General features: G+C 29.1%; 21 protein-coding genes. 13 read left to right on the top strand and 8 right to left on the bottom strand.

Annotated features, from left to right (window positions below):
* Nucleotides 1-11 precede the first annotated feature (11 nt).
* Nucleotides 12-2,024 carry a transglutaminase domain-containing protein gene (locus Q1A46_RS01375; protein WP_299673219.1) on the top strand — a complete coding sequence of 671 codons (2,013 nt, stop codon included), beginning with the start codon at nt 12-14 and terminating at the stop codon, nt 2,022-2,024.
* A 7-nt stretch (nt 2,025-2,031) separates the two neighbouring features.
* Complete coding sequence (locus tag Q1A46_RS01370) at nt 2,032-3,972, top strand: DUF3858 domain-containing protein (protein ID WP_299673216.1); 1,941 nt, start codon at nt 2,032-2,034, stop codon at nt 3,970-3,972.
* A 24-nt stretch (nt 3,973-3,996) separates the two neighbouring features.
* On the opposite strand, the gene Q1A46_RS01365 is transcribed toward Q1A46_RS01370, so the two are convergent.
* Together Q1A46_RS01365 and Q1A46_RS01360 are read right to left on the bottom strand one after the other, a co-directional pair.
* Nucleotides 3,997-4,644: a DUF2490 domain-containing protein gene (locus Q1A46_RS01365; RefSeq protein WP_299673214.1), complete on the bottom strand. Its 648-nt coding sequence runs from the start codon at nt 4,642-4,644 to the stop codon at nt 3,997-3,999.
* On the bottom strand, nt 4,644-5,165 hold the full coding sequence (locus tag Q1A46_RS01360) for a hypothetical protein (protein WP_299673212.1): 522 nt from the start codon (nt 5,163-5,165) through the stop codon (nt 4,644-4,646). The genes Q1A46_RS01365 and Q1A46_RS01360 overlap by 1 nt, the downstream gene beginning before the upstream one ends.
* A 140-nt stretch (nt 5,166-5,305) precedes the next feature.
* Between Q1A46_RS01360 and Q1A46_RS01355 the strand changes: the two genes are divergently transcribed.
* The 6 genes from Q1A46_RS01355 (at nt 5,306) to rimM (ending at nt 10,695) form a co-directional block, all read left to right on the top strand.
* Complete coding sequence (locus Q1A46_RS01355; RefSeq protein ID WP_095069754.1) at nt 5,306-5,680, top strand: BlaI/MecI/CopY family transcriptional regulator; 375 nt, start codon at nt 5,306-5,308, stop codon at nt 5,678-5,680.
* Nucleotides 5,681-5,753: 73 nt separating this feature from the next.
* Complete coding sequence (locus Q1A46_RS01350; RefSeq protein WP_299673209.1) at nt 5,754-8,012, top strand: M56 family metallopeptidase; 2,259 nt, start codon at nt 5,754-5,756, stop codon at nt 8,010-8,012.
* A gap of 67 nt (nt 8,013-8,079) precedes the next feature.
* Nucleotides 8,080-9,177, top strand: a complete 1,098-nt coding sequence (locus Q1A46_RS01345) for a DUF4407 domain-containing protein (protein WP_299673207.1) — start codon at nt 8,080-8,082, stop codon at nt 9,175-9,177.
* Between the two features lie 90 nt (nt 9,178-9,267).
* Nucleotides 9,268-9,459, top strand: a complete 192-nt coding sequence (locus tag Q1A46_RS01340) for a cold-shock protein (protein ID WP_095069748.1) — start codon at nt 9,268-9,270, stop codon at nt 9,457-9,459.
* Between the two features lie 189 nt (nt 9,460-9,648).
* Nucleotides 9,649-10,149, top strand: coding sequence for a 30S ribosomal protein S16 (locus tag Q1A46_RS01335; RefSeq protein WP_299673206.1), 501 nt, complete (start codon nt 9,649-9,651; stop codon nt 10,147-10,149).
* Between the two features lie 15 nt (nt 10,150-10,164).
* Complete coding sequence (rimM, locus tag Q1A46_RS01330) at nt 10,165-10,695, top strand: ribosome maturation factor RimM (RefSeq protein ID WP_299673205.1); 531 nt, start codon at nt 10,165-10,167, stop codon at nt 10,693-10,695.
* Nucleotides 10,696-10,722: 27 nt separating this feature from the next.
* On the opposite strand, the gene Q1A46_RS01325 is transcribed toward rimM, so the two are convergent.
* Genes Q1A46_RS01325 through Q1A46_RS01310 form a run of 4 tightly spaced genes read right to left on the bottom strand, consistent with a single transcriptional unit; the run spans nt 10,723 to nt 12,517 of the window.
* On the bottom strand, nt 10,723-11,166 hold the full coding sequence (locus Q1A46_RS01325; protein ID WP_299673204.1) for a cytochrome c: 444 nt from the start codon (nt 11,164-11,166) through the stop codon (nt 10,723-10,725).
* 18 nt (nt 11,167-11,184) lie between these two features.
* Nucleotides 11,185-11,607: a cytochrome c gene (locus Q1A46_RS01320; RefSeq protein ID WP_299673203.1), complete on the bottom strand. Its 423-nt coding sequence runs from the start codon at nt 11,605-11,607 to the stop codon at nt 11,185-11,187.
* A gap of 17 nt (nt 11,608-11,624) precedes the next feature.
* Complete coding sequence (locus tag Q1A46_RS01315) at nt 11,625-12,011, bottom strand: VOC family protein (RefSeq protein ID WP_299673201.1); 387 nt, start codon at nt 12,009-12,011, stop codon at nt 11,625-11,627.
* 2 nt (nt 12,012-12,013) lie between these two features.
* Nucleotides 12,014-12,517 carry a GNAT family N-acetyltransferase gene (locus Q1A46_RS01310; protein WP_299673199.1) on the bottom strand — a complete coding sequence of 168 codons (504 nt, stop codon included), beginning with the start codon at nt 12,515-12,517 and terminating at the stop codon, nt 12,014-12,016.
* Nucleotides 12,518-12,583: 66 nt separating this feature from the next.
* Between Q1A46_RS01310 and Q1A46_RS01305 the strand changes: the two genes are divergently transcribed.
* Together Q1A46_RS01305 and Q1A46_RS01300 are read left to right on the top strand one after the other, a co-directional pair.
* Entirely contained in the window at nt 12,584-13,009 is a 426-nt protein-coding gene (locus tag Q1A46_RS01305) for a DUF4440 domain-containing protein (RefSeq protein WP_299673197.1), read from the top strand.
* A 44-nt stretch (nt 13,010-13,053) separates the two neighbouring features.
* A complete protein-coding gene (locus tag Q1A46_RS01300) occupies nt 13,054-13,632 on the top strand; it encodes an alkylphosphonate utilization protein (RefSeq protein ID WP_299673195.1) in 579 nt (192 codons plus the stop codon).
* A 37-nt stretch (nt 13,633-13,669) separates the two neighbouring features.
* Here Q1A46_RS01300 and Q1A46_RS01295 read toward each other — a convergent pair whose 3' ends face one another.
* The gene (locus Q1A46_RS01295) at nt 13,670-14,719 is read right to left on the bottom strand and encodes a nucleoid-associated protein (RefSeq protein ID WP_299623382.1); all 1,050 of its coding nucleotides are present in this window, start codon (nt 14,717-14,719) and stop codon (nt 13,670-13,672) included.
* A 65-nt stretch (nt 14,720-14,784) separates the two neighbouring features.
* Between Q1A46_RS01295 and Q1A46_RS01290 the strand changes: the two genes are divergently transcribed.
* Together Q1A46_RS01290 and Q1A46_RS01285 are read left to right on the top strand one after the other, a co-directional pair.
* Nucleotides 14,785-15,300 carry a hypothetical protein gene (locus Q1A46_RS01290; protein WP_299673193.1) on the top strand — a complete coding sequence of 172 codons (516 nt, stop codon included), beginning with the start codon at nt 14,785-14,787 and terminating at the stop codon, nt 15,298-15,300.
* Between the two features lie 9 nt (nt 15,301-15,309).
* Complete coding sequence (locus Q1A46_RS01285; RefSeq protein ID WP_299673191.1) at nt 15,310-15,837, top strand: hypothetical protein; 528 nt, start codon at nt 15,310-15,312, stop codon at nt 15,835-15,837.
* Nucleotides 15,838-15,973: 136 nt separating this feature from the next.
* Here the strand turns inward: Q1A46_RS01285 and Q1A46_RS01280 are convergent, their stop codons facing one another.
* Entirely contained in the window at nt 15,974-16,579 is a 606-nt protein-coding gene (locus Q1A46_RS01280; RefSeq protein ID WP_299673189.1) for a ribonuclease HII, read from the bottom strand.
* Between the two features lie 70 nt (nt 16,580-16,649).
* On the opposite strand from Q1A46_RS01280, the gene Q1A46_RS01275 reads away from it, so the two are divergent.
* A complete protein-coding gene (locus tag Q1A46_RS01275) occupies nt 16,650-18,614 on the top strand; it encodes a putative porin (RefSeq protein WP_299673187.1) in 1,965 nt (654 codons plus the stop codon).
* Nucleotides 18,615-18,705 lie beyond the last annotated feature (91 nt).

Raw genomic sequence — 18,705 nt, 5'->3', positions numbered from 1 at the left:
TTATCAATACTATGAAAAACTTGATCTTATCTGTGCTATTTTTAATAGCATTTACAAGTAATAATTTTGCCCAAGAAATAAAATTTGGTAAAGTCTCTAAAGAAGCCATTTTACAAAAAGAACACCAAAAAGATTCTACTGCTACGGCAGCTTATCTTTACAACAAAAGAAGAACCGCTTATTTGTACGATCAAAACAATGGCTTTATGATGACTACAGATATTCACAAAAGAATAAAAGTGTACTCCAAAGATGCTTTAAAAAAAGGAACTTTTTTAATTACCTTATACAATAACGGAAGTACTAGAGAAAAAATCATTAAAATAAAAGGATACGCTTTTAACGATGAAAACGGAAAAATTGTAAAAACAAAATTGAAAAGTTCTCATCAATTTAAAGAAAAAATAAATGATAATTTCACTTCTGTAAAAGTTGTATTTCCAGATGTAAAAGAAGGAACTGTTATCGACTTAATGTATACAGTTACTTCTCCTTTTATCACAAGTATAGATCCTGTAAATTTTCAATATGACATTCCTGTTGATCTTTTAGATGTTTCTATAGAAACTCCAGAATACTTCAATTTTAGAAAAGCTTCTAAAGGATATTACGCTGTTCCTGTACAGTCGTCTCGTAAAAGAGGAAAAATTAACATTACGTCAAAATCTAGATCTGAAGGATTTGTAACAAGAACGAGTTTTAGTAACTCTTCTATTGATTACACAAAAAATGTAGATCACTATAACGCTAAAGATATTCCGGCATTAAAAGACTCTGAACCTTTTGTTTCTAATATTAATAACTATAGAGGCGGTATTAAATATGAATTATCTTTTGTAAGAATGCCAGAAAGCTCTCCTAAATATTACGCAACAACTTGGGAAGATGTGAGTAAGAAAATTTATTCATACAGAAGCTTTGGTAACGAATTAAATAAATCTAGCTACTATAAAGATGAATTGGCTGCTACACTTAGTACAGCTAAAAGTGAATACGAAAAACTTGGAGCCATTTTCCAACTTGTAAAATCGAAAGTTAAATGGAATGGAAACTATGGAAAATATACAGAATTAGGAGTTAAAAAAGCTTTTAAAGATGGAGTAGGAAATGCTGCAGACATCAACTTAATGTTAACTTCAATGTTAAGAAGTGCTGGATTAAATGCTAACCCTGTTTTAGTGAGTTCTCGTTCTAATGGAGTTCCTATTTTTCCTACTTTAGATGGATTTAACTATGTAATTAGCATGGTGGAATTTGCTAATGGTAAATACGCACTTTTAGACGCAACTGAACCTTACTCTTTACCTAACTCTCTACCTGTTCGAGCATTAAACTGGAATGGTAGAAAAGTATTGCAGAATGGAGCTTCTTCATGGGTAAAATTAAGTTCTTCTTCACATTCTACAGAAGAAAACAAGGTGAAGCTAACTATTGAAGATGATGGAACTTCCACTGGTTTTGTAATACAATCAAAAACAAAACTTACTGCCATGCAAAGCAGAAAGCGTTTTAATCATTTAAAAGAAGATGAACTAATTTCTAAGTTTGAAGAAAGTTACAATATAGAAATCGACGACTTTAAAAGTAGAAATGAAAAAAACATAGGAAAACCATTAAGTAGAATGTTTAAATTTTCTTCTGAAGATTTAGTAGAAGAAATTAATGGGAAATTATACATAAACCCACTTTTATTCTTAACAATGGAACAAAATCCATTTAAAAGCGACGAAAGAAAATTCCCTATTGATTTTGCAACACCTTGGAGTGACTCTAACAAAATTTCTATTAAAATACCTGAAGGATATAAAGTTGAGTTTATCCCAGAACAATTAGCTATTGGTATTCCAGATAATCTTGGTTTTTTCAAATTTGTGGTAACTGAAAACGGAAACACAATACAGGTGAATTCTAAATTACAATTTAATTCAGCTATAATTTCTCCAACATATTACCCTACAGTTAAAGATTTCTTTAAACAATTGGTAGCTAAACAAAACGAAAAAATTATTATCTCTAAACAATAAGTATTTTATGAGATACATTACTGGATTATTTCTACTTTTTTTAAACTTATCTGCTAATTCCCAAGCTAGTGATATTCAAAAATTGGGTTTAACAGATTTAAAAGAAGTAGAAATGTCTTTTTATCAAAAAGATTCTACTGCTAAAGCTCTTGTTCTAGAAGAAAAAGGTCACGAATACATTGATCAAGAAAATGAGTACTATTTTAGACGCGACATATACAAAAGAGTTAAAATTTTTGATCAATCTGAAGTAGATAGAGCCACAATTTCTATCAATTCTTACAAGAAAGAAAAAGTTCTAAACATTAAAGCCATTTCTTATACTTCTGAAGATGGTTTATTAAAAAAGATTTTTCTTTCAGATCAACATATTTACGAAAAGAAACTTTCAGAAAACTGGACTCAAACAAGTTTTACATTACCTAATGTAAAAAAAGGTTCAGTAATTGAATACACTTACAGTCTTATTTCCCCATATTCTAAACTAGATGATTGGGAATTTCAATCTGATATTCCTAAAATAAAAAGTGATTTTACAGCTACTATTTTAGGAAATTGGAAATACAATATTCGCTTACGAGCTAATAAACCATTAGATCGTAAAAGTAATCATGTAGAAAAAGATTGCGTACGTCTTTCTAACGGCTTAAGTGGTGACTGTTTAGTTTATGAATTTGGTTTTGATCATGTCCCTGCTTTTAAAGGAGAAGATTACATGCTTTCCGAAGAGAATTTTAAATCCAAAATTATCTTTGAACCTATTTCATACACAACTATAGACGGAAGAGTAAAGAAGTACACAAAAACTTGGAAAGACGCAGATAAAACTTTAAAAAATAATTTCTTTGACGGACAAACATCTAAGAAAAGTTACTTTAAAAGAAATCTACCTAAAAATCTTTTTACCAATCGAAACGATTTAGAAAGAGCTAAAGCTATTTACAAGCATATTCAATCAGAATTAAATTGGGATGGTGAACTATGGTCTAGTGATAAAATCAAAATTAGAAATGTTTACGAAGATAAAACTGGAAGTGTAGATGGCATAAATCTTTCACTATACAACGCACTTAAAGCTGCAAAAATTGAAAGTTACTTAGTTGTTTTATCAACAAGAAAAAATGGAATAGTAACTAAACTTCACCCATCTGTTTCTGAGTTTAATTATGTGCTAATAAAAACTGTAATTAACAATGAAGTTTATTTTTTAGACGCCACAGATAAAGATTTATTATTTGGTGAAATTCCTTTCCGCTGTTTAAACGGTGAAGGACGCGTTTTAGATTTCGACAAAGGAAGTTATTGGGAACTCATAAAACCGAAATTTAAATCTTTTATTTCCCATAACATTAACCTTAGTTTTGAAGAAGATGGTTTAAAAGGGAAGATAGTAACTTCTCGAAGAGGCTATTATTCCTACAGTGAACGCGTGAAACTTTCTTCTAAATCTGAAGATAAATACATTGAAGATTTTGAAACTAAGAATCCTTTTTTAGAAGTTGACGACTTCAATAACATTCCTACACAAGAAGGGAAAGAAACTTTTAAAACTTTTTTATCTGTTAGTATTCCTGATGTTGAAAAAGAAAATATTATTCGCTTCGTTCCTTTTGTAGTTGATCAAATAACAGAAAATCCTTTTAAATTAAACGAAAGAAATTACCCTGTAGATTTTGGTTATGCTTTTACACGCTCCTACATGATTAATATAGATGTACCAGACGGATATAGCATTAGTAAACTCCCAGAAAGTAAAGGTATTTCTTTACCTAATAAAGGAGGAAGAGTTGTATTAAGTGTAAAAAGCACAGAAAACAAAATAAACATATATTCAAAATTCTTTTTGAACAAAGCTATTTACAATCAGCAAGAATATCATTATTTAAAAGAATTCTATAGCAATATTATTAATATTCATGGAAGTTACATCGAGTTAAAAAGAAATTAAAAATCCGCTTTTCAGCGGATTTTTTTATAATGAAATGTACATTGTACAACGCATCCATAATTGATTCTTATTTAATTCTCTAACAAAATCTGCAGCTCTATACTCTACTCCAAATTCTATCTTATTACGTTTGCTTAATCGATACCCTAAATTTGGTGCTAATCTTATTTCTAAATTCTCATCATTAAATTGCCATAAATATTCATTAGACAGTTTTAAATACCATTCAAAAACATCAATTTTATCTCCATTCAAAGCGCGTTGGATTGTAAATCGATATCGTCCTCTTAAATTAATCACATCATCGTAAAACTGTTCAAAAGCAAATCGATGGCCCATTTGAAATTGCTCAAGACTATGAATAATATTATAATGTTGTAACGACCTGTACTCAACTTCACCATCTTTGAATCGAAAAATGAATCCAAAATTTAACTTGTTATTCATTTCTGTTTTTAGTGAAAAAATAGTTGAGACATCAACCAAACTATGCGTCAGTTCGAATTCTTTATCATAAAAAAACTCTCTAGACTCTATACTATTCACCCATTTTATTTTAGGTGACATTTTAAATGAAGTAACAACTTTAGGTAAAACTCCAGCAGAAAAATTAGTTTGACTAGTAATTTTCCCAACAAATAAAACAAAAAAGAAAATAAAAATACTACGCATTAAAATTCTAAATTATCTGAATTCAAAACTTTAAATTCAAGTTTTTTAACAATCTCACCTTTGCTATTCATTAAGATTTCGAATAGTTTTCGCTCCTTCCCTATTTTACCAGAAACCACAAGTTCAAAAAAACAAGTACTGTAATTCCCTTTTGTTTCAAATGCTTTAATTCTTGATAACAATTCTTTTCCTGAAAACTGAAGTTGCAATTTCTTAATCTTATATTTTGAAAAAACCTTTTGTAATCCCTTTTTAATCATTTCTTGGTCAGGTTTGTTCAAACTATTTACCCTTACTTTTATTTCAACATCTAATATTTCCCCTTTAGCATCAAACTCTAAACTATATTTTTTAGCATTGTAATACGTTTTTGCCTCAAAAGTTTTTCCATCTTGACTTTCTTCTCCATACCATTTTACTTTCTTTTTAAACTGAAACTGCTTAAGAAATTGAACAGCAGATATTGGAACTTCTTCTACATTTAACCTAAATTCTCGCTCATATTTATACTGAGAACTCATTGTAAAACAAGTAAACAAGCTTATTAAAACAACTAATTTCATATTGCAAAAATAGAAAGTTGTTACAAAAAAACATATTCTACACTTGTAGAATAAAATTTATTTTCTACATTTGTAGAACAAGTTCTAATTCTGTAGAAATGAAATTATCAAAATCTGAAGAGCAAGTAATGCAATATTTATGGAAACTAAACAAAGCTTTTATGAAAGATTTGTTATTAGAATTTCCTGATCCAAAACCTGCGAACACAACTTTAGCTACGCTTTTAAAGCGTATGAAAGACAAAGGTTTTATTGATTATAAGCTTTATGGAAAATCTAGAGAATATTTTCCTTTAGTAAAGAAAACAGACTATTTCTCTAAACATGTAAATGGTTTGATTAAAAACTTTTTTAATGATTCTGCCAGTCAGTTTGCTTCATTTTTCACTAAAGAAACCGATTTGTCTGTTGATGAATTAAAAGAATTAAGAAAGATTATAGATCATCAAATTAAAGAACAAAACAATGATTAATTACCTTCTAAAGTTTACGATTTGTCTTGGAATACTTTTGATCTTTTATCATTTTGTATTGCAAAAAGAAAAGATGCACAACTTCAATCGTTTCTTTTTAATTGGAGGTTTATTGTTTTCTTTTCTGGTTCCTGAGTATACAATTTATGTAGAACCTACATTCACTACTGATCTTATAATTCCTCAAACATCAGGAGAAACCGTAAGTTTTACAACAAATCAAATTGACTCAGAAATTAATTATTTTGATTTCACTTTACTTTTACAAACGATATACATTATTGTAGTTGGTATTTTGCTATTTCGCTTCTCAAAGAATCTTTATAATATTTTTAGCCGAATTAAAAACAACAAAATCATTAGCTATTACAATGCCAAACTTGTATTGGTTGAAGATGAAATAGCTCCGCATACTTTTTGGAACTACATTTTCATTAATAAAAACGAATACCATAATAAAACTATAGAAAAAGAACTTTTTACACATGAACTTACTCATGTTACACAAAATCATACTTTCGATATTATTCTCATTGAGCTTTTACATGCTATTTTTTGGTTTAATCCGCTTTTTATTTACCTAAAAAAAGCCATAAGATTAAATCATGAGTTTTTAGCAGACGCATCTGTTATCGATACTTACAACAATACTATTACATATCAAGAGCTTTTATTAAAGAGAAGTTCTGATTCAAAAGAATATTACTTGGCCAGTAATTTGAATTTTATTTTAACTAAAAAAAGATTACTTATGATGACTAAACAAAAATCTGGCAAAGCAATTTTGCTAAAAAAGATGAGTGTTATTCCATTGCTATGCGGACTTTTATTTTCACTTGCTGAACGGGCTGAAGCTTATAACAATCCTGTTGAAATTGAAACAAAAAAGAAAGCAAACTCAGAACTTTTTCTTGCTTCCGTTGAAAAAAATGGTAATGAAATTAAACTAAAATGTTATAACTGTGAAAGATGGGCTAAACTAGCTATACCTTTAAATGAAGAACATATTATTACCGATTTCGGTTTTACAAATAAAAACCGCATACCTGGAAGTGAATATGCTTTCTCTATAAAAGCAACCGAGAATGATATTACATTTTCTGGATTAAAAAACACTGCTTGGATAAACCTTAAATTCCCACTGCTTAACGGTAAAAAACAATACCTGAATCAAAACGGAATCATTCCTTACAATGAAGTTTTAGTTCAAAAACATTTAGAAAAAGAATTAAAAAAAATCGATGATCTTAATCTTAAATTCACAGCCCAAGAAAAAGATACACTACATCGTAAACTTCCTAATGGAGAAACTATAAAAATATGGGAAGACAAAGATTCTATCCCAAAAAAACGAATTGTTAATCAAAAAAAGAAGACACTTACCTACTCAACTAAAGAAGGAAAACGAATAACTAAAAAATTTTCAGAGTTAACTCCAGAGGAGAGAAAAATGTTACCTCCTCCTCCACCTCCGATGAAAATTTCGAAAAACAAAGTGAGTGCTAAATTACTTAAAGAATTACAGAATACTAAAAAATATGCTATTTGGATCGATGGGAAAGTTGCTAAAAACTCAATATTAAAAAACTATAAATCAACTGATTTCAAACATTATTCAGGAGGTTATATAAAGAAAAATGTTAGAAATAAAAGATTTCCTCAGCCGTATCAATTCTATTTAATTACTAAAGGAAATACTAAAAATTATCCAACTGTAAAAAAAGGAGATCAAACAAATATTCCGCCGCCACCAAAACCAAAGGATAAAAAAGAAAAAGGATTCTATGACAAAAATGGAGAAACACTTTATTTTATAAAAAATGAAAATGGAACTACCTACTACAACCGCTTCGGACAAGAAGTAACTAAATCTGGAGAATTAATTACACCAGAAAAAAGTTCATCACCTCATGGTGCAATAGTTAGAAAAGGTGATTCTACGAATATTCCACCTCCTCCAAAAAGAACATATCCTAGAGTTAAAAAAGGAGAAAAAAGTGACATCCCTACACCATCGAAACATAAAACGAGCAACAAAACTTGGCAAGTTTCTAAAGAAGTAGTCTATCCGACTACATATAAAAATAAAGAAACGAAAAAAGTTATTCTAGAAAAAGAGACTCCAGAAAACATTAATAATAATGTTTTAACTAATTATTTCTTGGAAGAGAAAAAAATTTCAAAAAATAAGTACTATGATTTAGCAAAGAATAAAAAAGAGTACTTCATCGGAGGAGCTTATGCAAATAGAGAAAAAAGTGTATTAAACATGTATTTAACCAAAAGTGAAGACAAACTAACGAAATTGCTGAATTCAGATAATATCAAATAATAGTTAAAAGCCTCTTAAAAGAGGCTTTTTTTTGTAACAAACACCAAGCTAGATCGTTATTAATAGTATGAAACGTTTCTTTCTTTTATGTTCAGGTGTAGATCTCGACCTGATACAAAATTGCTCTAATGGTGAACAAAATAAATATGCTGGTATTGGAGCTACAGTATTTTTCACTGCCTTAATGGCTACAATAGCCAGTAGTTATGCTTTATACACCGTATTTAACAATATATATACTGCTGTATTCTTTGGTATTGTTTGGGGGTTACTCATCTTTAATTTAGACAGATACATAGTTTCTACACTCAGAAAAAAAGACAGCTTTGTTAAGGAATTTATGCAAGCTTTCCCAAGACTTTTATTAGCTGTAATAATCGCAGTAGTGATTTCTAAACCTCTGGAATTAAAGATTTTTGAAAAAGAAATTAATCAGGTATTATTGACAGAAAAGAATCAAATGACCTTAGATAATAAAAATCAAATTGCGGCACAGTTTACTCCTGAAATAACAAAGCTTCAAACTGAAATTTCAGATTTAAAAGAAGAAATTAATTTAAAAGAACAAGAAACCAATCAACTTTACGAAACATATATAGCAGAAGCAGAAGGAAGAAAAGGAACCAAACTAAAAGGTAAAGGTCCTGTTTATAAAGAAAAAAGAGAAAAACATGATGCTTCATTGGCACTACTTTCTGAATTGAAAAAGAATAATCAAGAAAAAATCAATGCTAAAGAATCAGAAATCGCTTCTTTAATTCAACAACAAAAAGACTCGGAAACAAATTCTCAACCAATTATTGCTAATTATGATGGATTAATGGCTCGAATAAATGCTTTAGATCAACTTCCATGGATGCCTTCTTTATTTATTTTCTTATTGTTTTTAGCTATAGAAACATCTCCAATTTTCACAAAACTTATCAGTAGTAAAAGTGAATATGATTATAAATTAGAAAATAGAACTTCAGAGATAAGAACTTGGATTCAACAACAGATAGATCAGAGAGAAAAAATAATGGATACTGATACACATATCAATACTGAAATTTATAACGATTTAAAATCGGAAGAAGAACTTTACAATTACAAACAAAAAATGGCTCAAAACCTAATGAAATTACAAGCCGATTCCTTTTTTGAAAACCAAAAACGCTTATTGTAAGACAGTTAAAAAATAAAGTCAAAAAAAACTCTGATTTACTGAGAATTAAATCTTAAATTGCAGCTTTAATATTTAATACATTTTTTTATAATGAAACAAGGAACGGTAAAGTTCTTTAATGAATCTAAAGGTTTTGGATTTATTACAGAGTCAAATTCAGGAACAGAGTATTTTGTACATATCTCAGGACTAATAGATGATATCAGACAGGGTGATGAAGTAGAGTTCGAACTTAAAGAAGGAAAAAAAGGATTAAACGCTGTAAGTGTTAGAGTAATTTAATATATAACAACATTTAATTTTTAAAAAGCATCTGTTTTTTCAGGTGCTTTTTTGTGTAAATAAAACTGTGAATGAGCATTTTATTCAAATAAGTTTTATAAATTTGCACACTCAAAATTCGAAATATTTTCGAGTTTAAAAAATTAATAGATTAATAATCAAGGTCGTGAACCTTAAAATTTAACAAGTATGCCTGTAAAAATTCGTTTACAAAGACACGGTAAAAAAGGAAAACCATTTTATTGGGTAGTAGCTGCTGACTCAAGAGCAAAAAGAGACGGTCGTTTCTTAGAAAAACTTGGAACGTACAACCCTAACACTAACCCTGCTACAATTAATTTAGATGTAGATGCATCTGTAAAGTGGTTAGAAAATGGTGCTCAACCTACTGATACTGCAAGAGCTTTATTATCTTATAAAGGTGCTTTATTAAAGCATCATTTAGCTGGAGGTGTTAGAAAAGGTGCTTTAACAGAAGAGCAAGCTGAAGCTAAGTTTACTGCTTGGTTAGAAGAAAAAGCTGGTAAAGTTGCTGGTAAAGTTGATGGTTTAGCGAAAGCTAAAGAAGATGCTAAAGCTAAAGCTTTAGAAGCTGAAAAAGCTGTTAACGAAGCTCGTATTGCTGCAAAAGCTCCTGTTGTAGATAGCGAAGATGCTGCTACTGAAGAAGGTGGAGATAGCGAAGAGTAAAAAATTATAACGATAATGCAAACTAAAGATTGTTTTTATCTTGGTAAAATCGTTAAAAAACACAGTTTTAAAGGCGAGGTAATTATTAAGTTAGATACTGATGAACCTCATCTTTATAAAAATTTGGAATCAGTTTTTGTCGAATTAGGCAATAATCTGGTTCCTTTTTTTATAGAAAAATCATCTTTAAGTAAAAGCACGATGTTTCGTGTTAAATTTGAAGATGTAGATTCTGAAGCTGATGCTGATGCGATTATGAAAGCTGGGATTTATTTACCTCTAACTTTACTTCCAAAACTTACTGGAAATAAATTTTATTATCATGAAGTGATTGGCTTTACTATTACCGATAAAAATTTCGGTGACGTAGGAACAATCACAAGTATTAATGATTCAGCTGCACAGCCTTTATTTGAAATTGATAGAGATGGAATAGAAATATTTATTCCAATGATTGATGATTTTATTATTAAGGTAGATCGCGAAAATAAAACTATAGCAGTAGAAACTCCCGAAGGACTTATTGACTTGTATTTAACTGAATAACAGTTACTTATTTAGTTCATTCGTCTTTTATTTTCTATTTATATAATTTAAAATATCTAGTATATCTTGTTCAGTGAGATGAGGATTTTTGTGCTCTGATTTGTTAGAATTCCATTCAGCATTTAGAGCTAAAACATCAGGGTCTTTTTGTTCAATTAACACTTGCTCATTTTTTACATACTGAATTAACCATTCTTTTGGATATCTGTCTTTTACCCCTGGTAAAGGATGACCATCACGAGCATGGATTTTATGACAGTTAGTACAACTATTTTCTCTCCATAATTTCTTCCCTTTTTCCTTTGATTGTTTTAAAGAATTAGAAACACTAACTACTTCTTCTTTTTTAGAGGTAAAATTGTTTACATCACTATCATCAATCGCTGTTTCAATTTGTACTACCCAAGCGATCATTAATACTAAGACAACTGATATTATACTACCTAAAATTATATTCCCAGATAACTTCATATTTCACAACTTTATGAATTAATTCACTTTAAAACTATTTAAGTAACTTAAAATATCATTTAACTGATCATCAGTTAAATGTTTTTTGTCATGCTTTCCGTTGGACTGATTAAATCGTTGTCTCAAATACAATACTACCGAATCTTTATCTTCTATTAAACTTTTTTCATCTCTAATAAATTTATACAGCCATTCCTTTGAAACTCTATCAATAACCACACGAAAAAAACCATCTTTTTTATCTGGTTTATGGCAACTATAACAATCTTCTTGAATAAACAAAGTTCTACCTCTAGATATAGATCTTTTCAACACTTTTTCAGAAATCACTTTATCCGTTATATCTTCTTTTTCTTTTTTTGTTTGTATTTCTACCATCCAAAAAATGAAGAATAATAAAATACATGATATTATTACTCCAAGAATAAAATTCCCGCTCATTTTCATAGTCTTTTTATTTAAATTTCATACAATTCAATAGGTAAATGATCAGGATCATTAAAAAAGAAAAAGCGTTTTCCTGTAAACTCATCTACTCGTATATCTTGAACAATAATATTTTTACTTTCCAAATACAACTTCCAATTTTCTAAATCTTTCACTGCAAATGCAATATGACGCAGTCCGGTTGCTTCAGGAAACGAAGGTCGACTTGGAGGATCTGGAAAAGAAAATAACTCTATCAAATATGTACTATCTAGAGCTAAATCTAATTTATATGATTTTCGTTCTTCTCTATATATTTCTTGCTGAATTGTAAAACCCAATACTTCTGTGTAAAAATGCTTAGACACTTTATAATCGGAACAAATAATAGCTATATGATGTAAACGTTCAATTTTCATAATCAAAATGTAAATTCATAAACACAATCTTTCTCTCCTTCAAAAACAGTTTCTAACCCAACATATTCAAAGCCTAATCTCTTCAATAATTGTTGTGATTTTTCATTCTCTGGAGCTGTAAAAGCTAGTACTTTTTCTTGTTGAAACTTTTCCTTTATATAGTCTATCATTAACAAAGTAGCTTCACTCGCATATCCTTTTCCTCTTGCTTTAGGTAAAAATCCGTAACCTACATCAACAAAATCTAACTTTTCACGCTGAATAGCAGAAGACATTCCTATAAACTCATTTGTTTCTTTCAATAATACCGAAAAGAAACCTAACCCGTTTAGCTTAGCATTCTTTGCTAAAATATCTTTCAAGTACACTTCTGTTGCCTCTACAGATTTTAATCCTTTATCATGAATATATTTTATCCAATCAGAATCGTTAAATAATTCAAAATAAAAAGGAGCTTCATTAACTTCAGCTTCTTTAATAATTAACCGTTTACTTTCTAATATCATACTATTATTTTTCTCAATAATACGATTTTAAAAAAAGGTTATATCTTGAGAGCCTAATTTTTTATCATGAAAAAACTACTACTCATCTTTATCGTAATTATTTATTCTTGTGCTACTTCGAATGAAGAACAAGATAAAAAAGAAATAATCGCACTTATGAAACATCAAGAATCAGACTGGTCGAGACATGATTTAGATTGTTTTATGCTAGGATATTGGAAATCGGATTCTTTAAAATTTCAAGGTAAAAATGGTGTGACTTATGGGTGGAAAAAAACACTAGATAATTATAAGAAAAGTTATCCATATGCCGAAGATTCAGGTAAACTAAAATTCAAAATTAGAGCGATTTCTAAAATTGAAAGTAATAGTTATTATGTTATGGGTGAGTATCATTTAACTCGAGAAACTGGAAAATTAGACGGAATATTTATGGTGATTTTCAAAAAAATAAAAGGAGAATGGAAGATTATTGCTGATACTTCGTGCTAACTTATTCAAATTAAAGTTTACTTTCGCAAACATAAAGCGAATTGATGAGTTTACTAAAAGAATTACAAGATAGAAGCGGACATAAATGTGAATTATGCGCAGCTACAACTGATTTGAATATTTATGAGGTTCCACCAATTTCTACTGGTGGTGTAGATGGAAGTATTTTGGCTTGTTCACACTGCATATCTCAAATTAACAATCCGGAAACAACTGACCCGAATCACTGGCGTTGCTTAAATGATAGTATGTGGAGCGAATTTTCTGCTGTAAAAGTTGTTGCTTGGAGAATGTTAAATCGTCTGAAAAAAGAAGGTTGGCCTCAAGATTTGCTTGACATGATGTATTTAGAAGTTGATGAACTTCGATTCGCCGAAGCAACTGGTGAGCATTTAGATGAAAGTGAAAAAGTAATTCATAGAGATAGTAATGGAGCTATTTTACAAGCTGGCGACTCTGTCGTATTAATTAAAGACTTAAAAGTTAAAGGTTCTAGTATGGTTTGTAAACAAGGTACTGCCGTTAGAAGAATTTCTCTTGATGCTGAAAACGCAGAATATATAGAAGGAAAAGTTGACGGACAAAATATTGTGATCGTAACTAAGTATGTGAAAAAATTATAACTCAAAAAAAAAGCAGCTATAAAAGCTGCTTTTTTTATTATTTCTCTGCGTTATAATATACTTTGTAAAACTTCATTTTTTTATCCTCATCGTAACCTCTTTCTAAATATTCTGAAGCTGCATCTGGTGCATCAATATCTATTTTAATCTGAATATTTGTATCTAACTTAATTTCTGTTTTAAGCTTTCCTTTTTCTTTCTTTAATACAATATCAGAAACTTCGAAGTTATTTCTTACCAATACATCGTTTAATTTCTCAAAGTGTTTTTTATAATCTTCGAACATATCTTTATGCTTTTCATCTTCAAAGATTTCATCTTTAAAAGTATGATAATCTACACTTTCATGTTCTTTAAAATAATCAACTGTATTTGCTAAGAAGTTTCCTTGTTCATGTTTACCATATTCAGGTTTAATAATCTCTTCAGAAAAATCTCTACATAACTCTAAATAATGTTGGGTGTGTAAATTTCTATCATCGGCATATTTTACATTCAAGAAATTCTTAATCCAATATTGTGCATCGTAATTATTATTATCTACAGATAACACGACTGTTCCTTCTGTATCAGAAGAATTTAAGATTAAACAACCTTTATCTAATTTTTTGGTAGAAATTCCTTTCTGTACAACCACATCAAAACTATCATCATCTAAATACGTTTGAAAGAAATCAACTTTATTTTCAATTTTAAAAACTCCAACAGCTTCTGTTAAGACATCTTTATATTCTAAACCTTCAAACAACACTACTAAAACATCACCTGTTTTAATTTGTGCTGAATTTGACTGTTCATACAAATGGTTAACAATATTTTTTGAATGCTCTATAAAAGTCTCTTCATCTTCGAAAATCTTAGAAGCATAGTTATTAATTTCATTTAATCGAACATCTGCATGATGATTAAAACGATAACTCTGTGTTACAGTTCCGAAAGGTTTTAACAAAAAAGGCATTAACAATTCATAACTTTCTTCATCAAAACGAACTAAACTTTCTGATAATGAATTTTTACCACTATTGTATTTATTAGCTACCTTGTGAATAATACACTTTGTAAGTTCTGCACGAGTTCTTTTAATCATTTTTTCAAAAAATTAGATCACAAAAATACGTATTTTCGTCATTGAAATTTGCTAAAAAAAAACTTATGAAAAAAATCTTTATTTTTTTGTGTACTCTTTTCTTAATTAGTTCTTGTGATGTTGCAGAAGAAATTTATGTAAATAGCTTTACTGGCTTCAGAAAAAATATAGAATTTAAATTTAAAAACTATACACAAAACACATATGACAATATAAATGTAGCTGTAGGAAAAATTTCTGAACATCAAATATTCGTTGAATATTCTCAAGAAATAAATACTATTCTCCCAAAAGAAAACAATGACTTTACAGAAGTAAGTTCAGGAAAATCTTTAAATTGGTCATTAGAGTATTCCAAATTCTTAAAAGAGCATGGTGATTTAGGTTGTTTTATTATAACAATTGATAATAACAAAAAGCTTTTTATACAATTTATTTATGAAGAAGATGGTGTTTTTACAGGTACTAATACAATTGAAGAGTATGAAATATTTTTAACAGAAACTGATATAACCTGTACACAACAAACTGAGGTTTTGAATGGAATACCGGCAGAGGATTATGAAATTATAATACAATAAAATCACAATATGAAATTATTAGGAATTGGATCTAGAATTAATCATTCTGAATATGGTTTTGGAGTTGTTACTAATGTAGACAGCAAACAATATTGGGTAACTTTTCAGGAAAATGGATTAGAAACTATAGAATTTGACTCAGATTTTGAAGTTATTGAAGCCGTAGAAGACGAAGTAGATACCATAAGTTTTTATGAGGTAGAAAGTACACTTAGAAACATTTTAAAGAAATGGAGTGATGTTTCTGAAGTAGTACCTATTGCTGATAAGTTTAAAGGTGGTAAACTTATTATTGAACCTTCAGACGCTAACTTGGCTTCTAAAGAAATTCCAATCGATACTTTTTTTCATAAAATCGTAATGGTACGTGATAGAATACGTGTTATGGAACAAAAGATTAACTCTAGTAAAACATTAGACGATCAAGATAAAATTGATTTACAACAATATATTACAAGAATCTACGGAAGTTTAACAACCTTTAATGTCTTATTTAAATTGAAATCAGACAATTTTGTTGGTGTAAAATCTAAGTAAAACAAAAAAGTGCGATTGAATTTATTTAATTCTTCGCACTTTTTGAGGGAAAAAAGGGATTTAACCTACGGGCTAATTACAATGTAAAATTAACTCTTGTAAGTAATCATTGTAATTATTTTAAGTTAACAAAAAGTTACTTTTCAAAATCAATTTTTATTTGTTCTGGTAATAATCGAAATGATTTTCTATGGTACTTTGTTGCTCCAAAATTCCTTATTGCTTCTCGATGTTCTTTAGTAGGATATCCTTTATTCTTCTTCCAATTATACTCTGGAAATTCTTTATGAATTTTCTCCATAAAATCGTCACGATAAGTTTTAGCTAACACAGAAGCTGCCGCTATACTCATAAATTTAGCATCACCTTTTACAATAGTTTCATAAGGAATCTCTTTGTAAGGTTTGAATTTATTTCCATCGATAATAATAAACTCTGGCTGTGTTTTTAATCTCTCTAAAGATCGATGCATTCCAACAATAGAAGATTGTAAAACATTTAATTTATCTACTTCTTCGTTATCGATAAAACAAACAGCATGAGCAATTGCATTCTCTTCTATAAAAGGACGTAAAATATTTCTCTTTTTCTCAGAGATTTGTTTTGAATCATTTAATAATTCATGATGAAAATCTTCTGGTAAAATAACTGCAGCTGCTACAACAGGTCCAGCCAAACAACCTCTACCCGCTTCGTCTGTTCCTGCTTCTAAAACAAAACCACTAAAATTCATTTGTAACATAAAACAAATTAACAGTTTTCATAGATATTATTCACATAAATTTTCGTTTTATTATTTTACATTTGCCCTTATGAAATATATCATTGGTATTCTTTTCGTTATTAGTTCTTTTACTATAAATGCTCAAATAAGATCATTAGGAAGTGGTGTAGGCGGATTTAATCAAGGCATTAATAGATTAGACACAATTTCCAACGATGAAATCAATGTAAAACTAAGTGGTAAAACTAAGTTTACAGATTATAAAATTATTAGTTTTAAAAAAGACACAAGTTATGTTGATACTACATTAACAATTAGAAAAGAATATAAATTTAACTTCAGAAGAAAGGACAACTTCGAATTATTACCTTTTCAAAACCAAGGACAAACATTCAATAACCTAGGCTATTCATTTAGAAGTATTTCTCAATATCCTGATATAGGTTTTAATGCAAAGCAATTTAACTACATGAAAATTGAGGATATTGATTACTATCAAGTTCCTACTCCAACTACAATTATTATGTATAGAACTGGACAAGAACAGGGCCAAGTTCTAGATGCTTTATTTACTTTTAACCTTTCTAAACGTTTAAATTTAAGTTTTGCTTACCGAGGATTACGTTCCTTAGGTCAGTACAGACGTTCACTTTCTAGTTCAGGTAATTTTAGATCAACTTTATCGTATCGAACTAGAAAAGATCAATATCGTATCCGCGCTCAAGTAACAGCACAAGACTTTGTTAATCAAGAAAATGGAGGATTAACAACTCAAGCTTTAGAAAACTATATATCTGAAGATCCAAACTTTAGTAATAGATCTCGACTAGATGTTAATTTAAATGATGCTGAAAGTAATTTTGAAGGTATTCGTATTTACGCTGATCAAAACTTTAAACTTTTTTCTAGCAAAAAAGATTCTACTAATACCAAAAACTTCACAAACTTAAAAGTGGGACATATTCTGCATTATGAAAATAAAGAATATAGATTTGGACAGGCTAGTTTAACTACTGACTTTTTAGGAGAGGCTAGTAAAGCATCAGGAGGAATAGACGAAAGAGTAGATTATAAATTAATTAACAACCAAGGTTATTTAGAATTTAATTCAAAATACATTCTAGGTAAGTTTAAAGTAAAAGCAAATTATACAACAGTTAATTATGGCTATGATACCATATACAACGGTAATGTATTAATAAATAGAAGTAAATTAAGTGGTGATGCTGTTACCCTTGGTGCAGATTGGAATGGTCGTATAAAAAACTTCAAAGTAAATGCTAGTGCAAATCTTACTCCCGGAAGTGGTTACTTAGCTGGTAATCATTTTAGCGGAGAAGCCATCTACGAAAAAGATAGTTTGTTTACCGTTAAAGGAAGTTTACTTTTAGTTTCTAAAGCCCCAAGATTTAACACTCAATTATTTCAAAGCACATATAATGATTATAATTGGGATAATAATTTTAAGAATGTTGATACTAGGAATATTGGTTTTTCTTTTAATTCTAAATGGGGAAATGCTAGTTTAGATTTTACTAATATTGAAGATTATGTTTATTTTGATTCAGATAATTTGCCGAAACAATTTGATGAATCGATCACCTATTTAAAAGTGAAAGTAAATAAAGAGTTTAAATTCTTTAGAAATTTTGCTTTTGATAATACTTTAATGTATCAAAACGTATCTAGTGGTAATGCTGTTTTTAGAGTTCCAGAATTTGTAACTAGAAACACATTATATTACACAGGAGAATGGTTTAAAGGAAAGCCAATAAAAGTCCAAATTGGTGGAACTTTTAATTTCTTCACCAAATACAAAGCCAATGCATTTAATCCTGTGATTAATGAATTTACTGTTCAAAATGATTCTGAAATTGGCTTCCCTTCTTTAGATTTATTTTTTAACGCACGAGTTAAAAGAACGCGTATTTTCTTTAAAATAGACAATATCAGTTCTAACTTTTTACCAAGTAGAAACTTCTTCTCTGCTCCAAATTATCCATATAGAGACATGTCTATCCGTTTCGGATTAGTTTGGAACTGGTTTATATAATATAAAAAATCTGTGTCGTCCTAAAATAGGTTGACAGTTTTAAAAAGTATTATTTAAACCAGAGAAGCTAGCTTCTCTGGTTTTTTATTGT

It is taken from the genome of uncultured Tenacibaculum sp. (assembly GCF_947502995.1).
In the GTDB taxonomy this organism is placed as follows: Bacteria; Bacteroidota; Bacteroidia; order Flavobacteriales; family Flavobacteriaceae; genus Polaribacter.
This window is presented reverse-complemented; position numbering and strand designations above follow the sequence as displayed.